Genomic DNA, 5,875 nt, shown 5'->3' with positions numbered 1-5,875 from the left:
ATCACCATTCCGATGGCTCGCTCACGCCAGCATCCCGAGGGCGGGGTGCGCAGCCTCAACCTGTCGGTGTCGGTGGGGATTGTGCTGTTCGAGGCCCTGCGTCAGCAGGAGCCGATCAGCGGCTGAGATCCCAGGCTGAGGCAGGCTTGCCCCCGCCTGGTGCGGTCCCGGGGCAGCGGGCGGGAGCAACCGTCCCGATGGATTCCGTGTCGAGACGCACTTGATCCTGGGGGGCTCGTCCGCTACGGTCTGCGCGGCTCAGGGATCTCGGCTTCTCTACTGAGCTTTGTCGTTTTGGGGAACAACCTTTGAAGCCTTTGTCACCAATCAAAACGTCCATCCTTCTCTCTGCAGCCCTGGCAGCCACCGTGCCTGCCGTCACCCAGGCCTTCACTCCCGCAGAGTCGGATGACGCCTCGATCGACACCCTGCTGGCGGCCCGGCCGCGCCCCAATTCCCAGAAGCTCTGGGTGAAGGTGCGCCAGCCCGTGAGCATCGATGAGCTCTCCCGCGACCTCAGCATGGGTAGCGAGCGGCTTGCCAATCTGAACGACGTGGACACCGACCATCGCTTTGATCGCGGTGAGTGGCTGGTGGTACCGGCGCAGCAGACCCGCGCCGTGAAGCTGCTGGCCTCGGTCGACACCTCTGAGCTGCGCCGCACGCCTCCCCTTCAGTCCCCTCCCCCGCTGCAGTCCAAGGGCGTTGTGCGCCTCGGCGACACCGTGATGGCCATCGCCCAGCGCTACGGCCTCACCATGGCTGAGCTGCTGAAGCTGAACCCCGGCATGCAGACCGCCCGTCTGGTGGCCGGCAATGAAGTGAAGCTGGTCCAGGCCGAACCTGTCCGGCAGCGGGCAGTCCTGGGCCTGAAGCCCTCCACCAGTGGCGGCCTCAGCTGGCCCCAGATTCCTGGCCTGGGCACGGAAAACAACAGCTTCGACAGCAGGCAGCCTGTTCCCGATGGCTGGATCTGGCCCACCAAGGGCGTGTTCACCTCCGGCTATGGCTGGCGCTGGGGACGCATGCACAAGGGCATTGACGTGGCCAACAACGTGGGCACGCCGATCGTGGCGGCCCGCAGGGGCCGAGTGGCCTTCTCCGGCTGGCATGACGGCGGTTACGGCTATCTGGTGACCCTCGCCCACGCCGACGGCAGCCGCTCCCTCTACGCCCACAACAGCCGCCTGATGGTGACGGCCGGCCAGGACGTGGCCCAGGGCACCCTGATTGCGCTGATGGGGAGCACAGGCCGCAGCACGGGTCCTCACCTCCACTTCGAGATCCATCCCCCCTCCCGGGGTGCAGCGAACCCGCTCCAGTTTCTGCCACCCCGCGCCTGATACAGTCAGGCCCGCTGGAGAGGCCAGTAGGGCTCGGTAGCTCAGCTGGTTAGAGCGTGGGATTCATAACCCCAAGGTCGGGAGTTCAAGTCTCCCCCGAGCCATGCCGCCTTGGCCTCTCCTGGCATGACCAGCGTTTCTTGGGTCTTTGAACAAGACCTGTGTCTTGCCGCGCTGGACTCCAACCGATTCAGTCCAGAGCGGTTGCGTTGGGCAACAGGCCCAGTTCAGGGTCGCGCTGGGCGGCCTCCAGGCTCTCGTCGCTCACCACCACCGGGAAGGCCGCTGCGGCCTGGGCCGCCGCCACGGCGCGGCGGCTGCGACCGGTGCCCCGGGCCTCCATCGCCCGGATCAGCCCCTTGCTCCGATTCACTTCACCGATGGTCTGGCCCTCTTTGGGGCGCACCAGGGGATGGGCCTTGAGCTCGCCGCGCAGCTGGCTCAGCAGGCGGAAGTGGCCTGTGGTGTTGTATTTGCGCAGCACGCCTGGATCCCAACCCATTCCATCAACTCCACGAGTTGCTGCCAGCCTATGGCCTGGCCTGCAGAAGCTTGTGATAAATTGTAGGATGTAACTGGAAGTCGGATCGAGTTCGCCCAGCTGAGCCCGATTGCGTCCTCCACCCCCTTCGCTCGCACTTGCGCATGACCCGCCTCGTCGGCCTGCAGGCCCCTGATTTCACCGCCACTGCCGTGGTGGATCAGGAGTTCAAGGAGATCTCCCTCTCCCAGTACCGCGGCAAGTACGTGGTGCTGTTCTTCTATCCCCTCGACTTCACCTTCGTGTGCCCCACGGAGATCACCGCCTTCTCTGACCGTTACGGCGACTTCGCCGCCAAGAACACCGAAGTCCTGGGCGTGTCCGTGGACAGCGAATTCAGCCACCTGGCCTGGATTCAGACTGACCGCAAGAATGGCGGCATCGGCGACATCAGCTACCCGCTTGTGGCCGATCTCAAGAAGGAGATTGCCCGCGTCTACGAGGTGCTGGACGAAGACGCCGGCGTCGCCCTGCGCGGTCTGTTCATCATCGATCCCGAAGGCGTGATCATGCACAGCACGATCAATAACCTGCCCGTGGGCCGCAGCGTCGACGAAACTCTGCGGGTGCTGCAGGCCTTCCAGTACGTGCAGAGCCACCCCGATGAGGTCTGCCCCGCCAACTGGCAGCCCGGCGACAAGACCATGAACCCCGACCCCGTGAAGTCGAAAGACTTCTTCGCTGCCGTCAGCTGAGCAGGCTCTGCAGCAGCCGGCTGCCATCGATGCCCCCCAGGACTGGGTCACAGGCCCTCTCCGGGTGGGGCATCAGCCCCAACACATTGCCGGCTCTGTTGCAGAGGCCTGCTACATCGCCCACTGATCCATTCGGGTTGGCGGCGTAGCGCAGCGCCACCTGGCCGTGCTCCTCCAGGGCTTTCAGGTCTTCAGCCCCCACCTGAAAGCGGCCTTCTCCATGGGCGATCGGCAGGCTGATGCGCTCCTTCTCCCCGTAGCCCTGCAGCCAGCGGCACGGGCCGGGATTCACCTCCAGCAGAGCCGGCTCACACAGAAAGTGCAGGCGGCCATTGCGGGTGAGTGCCCCGGGCAGCAGGCCCATTTCGGTGAGCACCTGGAAGCCGTTGCAGATGCCCAGCACCGGCCCTCCGGCCTCGGCGAAGCTGCGCACCTCCTCGAGCACGGGAGCAAAGCGAGCAATCGCGCCGCAGCGCAGGTAGTCGCCATAGCTGAAGCCCCCCGGCAGCACCACGGCATCGAGCCCGCTCAGGTCGCGCTCTTCATGCCAGAGGAAACGGGTTTCGAGCCCCAGGCACCCCTCCAGGGCCCAGCGCACGTCCCGGTCGCAGTTCGAGCCGGGAAACACCACGATCCCCACGCTCACAGCGGCGCTCCTGTGGGTTGGACCTGGCCGTGCTCCTGAAGCTCCAGGCTCCAGTTCTCAATCACCGGGTTGGCCAGCAACCGCTGCGCCAGCAGCTCCACCTGTTGCCTGGCCGCAGTGGCATCGGCGGCCTCCAGTTCCAGCACGATCGCCTTGCCGATGCGCAGCCGGCGCAGGCTGGTCACCCCCAGGCGGGCCGCTGCCGCCCTAGTGGCCTCCCCAGCAGGGTCAAGAACCGAAGGTCGCAGGGAGACCTGCACGCGAGCGCTGAAGACGGGCACGACACAGCCGTTGTTTGTTAAATCTTGGCAGCCCAATGGCCCCCATCCCCGGCCCGTGGACAGGTTGAAGGGGTCGTTGCGCAGGACACCGCATGCTGGCTTGCCTCGGTCACGGCTGCCTGGTGGCCTTGCTGCTGCTGATGCCCGCGTTGGCCAGCGCTGCACCTGAAGCCCCCCCGGCTGGTGGGACGCAGGCCGAAGGGTCCCATGCGGAGCGTGCACCTGTGCGGCCACTTGAGCCGATTCCCCTGCGCTGTCGCCAGAGCTCAGGCCCCTGGCGCGCCTGCAGTCTGCTGGTGGAGAGGCTGGGAGAGCGCTGGAGTCTGCTGCTCAACGATCAGCGCCTGGAGTTCCGCCATGACGGCCGCGGGGCCGTGACCATGCAGCGACCCAGCCCTGGCAATCCATCGCCTGCCTGGATTCCCGTCGAGGCCCGCTGGACAGACGACCCCGCCCTCTGCTGGAACGGGGTCTGCGCCCAGGGCGATTTTCCCCTGGATTAGGCGCGAGCCCCGGATCAGGGCTGCTGGATGAGGGCCTGCTCCAGCTGGTCCCGGTCGAGCCCGAAGCCCAGCAGCACCAGTTCCACCCCGGGGGCATGGGGCTGGGCGGCAGGCTCAAACCAGCTCTCCAGCCGCGGGCCCACCGCCTGCAGCACCAGGGGTCTGTCCTTTCCGCGCATCCAGAGCCGGCCCTTCACCCGCACAATCCCCTTCTCCTGGCAGAGGCGGCGGATGGCAGCCTCCAGGGATGAGCGCTCCAACTCGCCGTTCCACTCCAGCGCCACCGACTCCATCGCCACATGGGTGTGGTCGTGATGGTCGTGGTCGTCGCCGTCGTGCGGGTGGTCATCGGCACTGAGATGCTCAGGGGCCAAGCCGTCAGGCTGCTTTGCGGCCAGCCCCAGCACCAATGCCGGATCGATGCCACCGCGCTCCATGGGCAGCAGCGGCGTGCCGGGGCGCACCAGCGGCGTCACCCGCTCCTGGATGCGCTCGAGACCAGTGGCATCGAGTTGATCGCCATGGCTCACCAGCACCAGATCAGCGCACTCCAGCTGTTCGGCGAACAGCTCATCGATGGCGGTGAGGTGGTCGAGGCTTGGATCGGCCAGGCGCTGGGCCTCCAGGGCCGCGGGATCCGCCACCACCGACCCCTGGGCCAGGGCGGCCCCATCCACCACGGTGACCACGCCATTCACCCAGGTGCGGCTGCGGATCTCGGGCCAGCCCAGAGCCGCCAGCAGCGGTTCCGGCAGGGCCAGGCCGCTGGTTTCCACCAGGATGCCGTCGAGCTGGTCGGCGCGCTCCAGCAGCTGCTGCATGGTGGGCAGGAAGTCGTCCTGCACCGTGCAGCAGAGGCAGCCGTTGGTGAGCTCCACCAGGCGCGAGCCGATCTCCTCCTCAGGGCAGAAGCCGCAGCTGCGCAGCAGGGCTCCATCGAGCCCCACCTCGCCGAACTCGTTGACGAGCACCGCCAGGCGCTGGCCTCCATGCAGCAGCAGCTCCCTCAGCAGGGTGGTCTTGCCAGCGCCCAGGAAGCCGGTCACCACGGTGACGGGAAGACGGACGGAAGATTGGGTGGTCATGGGCGGCAGGCGAGGCTCTCGCGGGTGCTCACTCCCGTGAGCGGATTGGTGCCGCTGGCCCGGGCGCAGAGCGACTTCTGTTCGGGCAGGTCGAGCACGGCGTCGGTGAAGTCGGCCCCGTCGATCCGGCTGCCGCGGAAGCGGCTCTGCATCAGCATGCCGTTGCGCAGCACGGCCCCCTCCAGGTTGCTGTCGTCAAAACGGCTGGCGAAGGCCACCACGTCTTCGAGGTTGGCTGCCTGCAGATTCGCCTGACGCAGGGAGCTGCCGTTGAACACGGCGCCGCGCAGGTCGGCCTCGCTGAAGTCGAAGCCATCCAGGCTGGCCTTGAGAAATTCCTGCTGGCGCAGGTTGCGGCCGTGCATGTCGGGCTGCAGATCCTGGACGGCCCGCTGGCCGCGCAGCTCGGGTGCGGTGATCGCCAGGGCTGCCGGTGATCCACCGACCAGCACCCCCAGCAACAGCACCCCGACCAGCAGCAGGCGTGACAGGGGGTGGAGCGGCGAGCGGATGCCGGCCATGGACGCACAACTACGGTGAGGCATCAAGTTATGGCAACCATGGGGATGACCCTGCGGGTGGTGGTTCCCCCCCACCCCCTGATCGGCCACTGGCTCAGTGTGTTGCGCAGCAGGCACACCCCAGCGGCCGTCTACGCCACCGCCACAGCTGAGCTTGGCCGCTGGCTCACCTACGAGGCCGTGCGCGACTGGTTGCCCCAGCGCAACACCGCCATCGAGGGCTGTCTGGGCGCCACCGAAGGGCGGGTGGTGGATGGGGA

The 5,875-nt window shown here is 67.1% G+C and carries 9 protein-coding genes, 1 tRNA gene and 1 pseudogene; 6 read left to right on the top strand and 5 right to left on the bottom strand.

All coding sequences use genetic code 11. The features are described 5' to 3' along the window. The 3 genes and pseudogenes from IQ216_RS14755 to IQ216_RS11110 form a co-directional block, all read left to right on the top strand. Nucleotides 1-126: pseudogene (locus IQ216_RS14755) on the top strand (tRNA (uridine(34)/cytosine(34)/5-carboxymethylaminomethyluridine(34)-2'-O)-methyltransferase TrmL); the annotation flags it as partial. 242 nt (nucleotides 127-368) lie between these two features. Beyond that, nucleotides 369-1,343, top strand: coding sequence for a peptidoglycan DD-metalloendopeptidase family protein (locus tag IQ216_RS11115; protein WP_370566714.1), 975 nt, complete (start codon nucleotides 369-371; stop codon nucleotides 1,341-1,343). A gap of 30 nt (nucleotides 1,344-1,373) precedes the next feature. After that, nucleotides 1,374-1,447, top strand: a tRNA-Met gene (locus IQ216_RS11110). 86 nt (nucleotides 1,448-1,533) lie between these two features. Here IQ216_RS11110 and IQ216_RS11105 read toward each other — a convergent pair. Beyond that, a complete protein-coding gene (locus IQ216_RS11105) occupies nucleotides 1,534-1,845 on the bottom strand; it encodes a hypothetical protein (RefSeq protein ID WP_186699730.1) in 312 nt (103 codons plus the stop codon). Nucleotides 1,846-1,988: 143 nt separating this feature from the next. Here IQ216_RS11105 and IQ216_RS11100 point away from each other — a divergent pair, with 143 nt between their 5' ends. Then, nucleotides 1,989-2,579, top strand: a complete 591-nt coding sequence (locus IQ216_RS11100) for a peroxiredoxin (protein WP_193815514.1) — start codon at nucleotides 1,989-1,991, stop codon at nucleotides 2,577-2,579. Here IQ216_RS11100 and purQ read toward each other — a convergent pair. Together purQ and purS are read right to left on the bottom strand one after the other, a co-directional pair. Next, entirely contained in the window at nucleotides 2,572-3,225 is a 654-nt protein-coding gene (gene purQ, locus IQ216_RS11095; RefSeq protein ID WP_193815513.1) for a phosphoribosylformylglycinamidine synthase subunit PurQ, read from the bottom strand. The genes IQ216_RS11100 and purQ overlap by 8 nt on opposite strands. Then, on the bottom strand, nucleotides 3,222-3,506 hold the full coding sequence (gene purS / locus IQ216_RS11090; RefSeq protein ID WP_193815512.1) for a phosphoribosylformylglycinamidine synthase subunit PurS: 285 nt from the start codon (nucleotides 3,504-3,506) through the stop codon (nucleotides 3,222-3,224). Before purS ends, purQ begins: the two co-directional genes overlap by 4 nt. Nucleotides 3,507-3,730: 224 nt before the next feature. Here purS and IQ216_RS11085 point away from each other — a divergent pair, with 224 nt between their 5' ends. Next, nucleotides 3,731-4,009 carry a hypothetical protein gene (locus tag IQ216_RS11085; protein ID WP_193815511.1) on the top strand — a complete coding sequence of 93 codons (279 nt, stop codon included), beginning with the start codon at nucleotides 3,731-3,733 and terminating at the stop codon, nucleotides 4,007-4,009. Nucleotides 4,010-4,023: 14 nt separating this feature from the next. Here the strand turns inward: IQ216_RS11085 and cobW are convergent, their stop codons facing one another. Together cobW and IQ216_RS11075 are read right to left on the bottom strand one after the other, a co-directional pair. Beyond that, complete coding sequence (gene cobW, locus IQ216_RS11080) at nucleotides 4,024-5,094, bottom strand: cobalamin biosynthesis protein CobW (RefSeq protein ID WP_193815510.1); 1,071 nt, start codon at nucleotides 5,092-5,094, stop codon at nucleotides 4,024-4,026. Next, a complete protein-coding gene (locus IQ216_RS11075) occupies nucleotides 5,091-5,615 on the bottom strand; it encodes a pentapeptide repeat-containing protein (protein WP_193815516.1) in 525 nt (174 codons plus the stop codon). Before IQ216_RS11075 ends, cobW begins: the two co-directional genes overlap by 4 nt. Nucleotides 5,616-5,654: 39 nt before the next feature. On the opposite strand from IQ216_RS11075, the gene IQ216_RS11070 reads away from it, so the two are divergent. Then, a partial coding sequence (locus tag IQ216_RS11070) for a uracil phosphoribosyltransferase (RefSeq protein WP_304523981.1) occupies nucleotides 5,655-5,875 on the top strand: 221 nt, incomplete at its 3' end.

The sequence above is a fragment of the Cyanobium sp. LEGE 06143 genome, assembly GCF_015207535.1.
Classification (GTDB): Bacteria; Cyanobacteriota; Cyanobacteriia; order PCC-6307; family Cyanobiaceae; genus NIES-981.
The sequence above is the reverse complement of the archived record's forward strand: the minus strand, read 5'-3'. Positions and strand labels throughout refer to the sequence as shown.

Excerpts from the sequence above, each read along its gene's own strand:
- cobW (WP_193815510.1), bottom strand. The coding sequence starts at position 5,094 with ATGACCACCCAATCTTCCGTCCGTCTTCCCGTCACCGTGGTGACCGGC.
- IQ216_RS11105 (WP_186699730.1), bottom strand. The coding sequence starts at position 1,845 with ATGGGTTGGGATCCAGGCGTGCTGCGCAAATACAACACCACAGGCCAC.
- IQ216_RS11100 (WP_193815514.1), top strand. The coding sequence starts at position 1,989 with ATGACCCGCCTCGTCGGCCTGCAGGCCCCTGATTTCACCGCCACTGCC.
- IQ216_RS11075 (WP_193815516.1), bottom strand. The coding sequence starts at position 5,615 with ATGGCCGGCATCCGCTCGCCGCTCCACCCCCTGTCACGCCTGCTGCTG.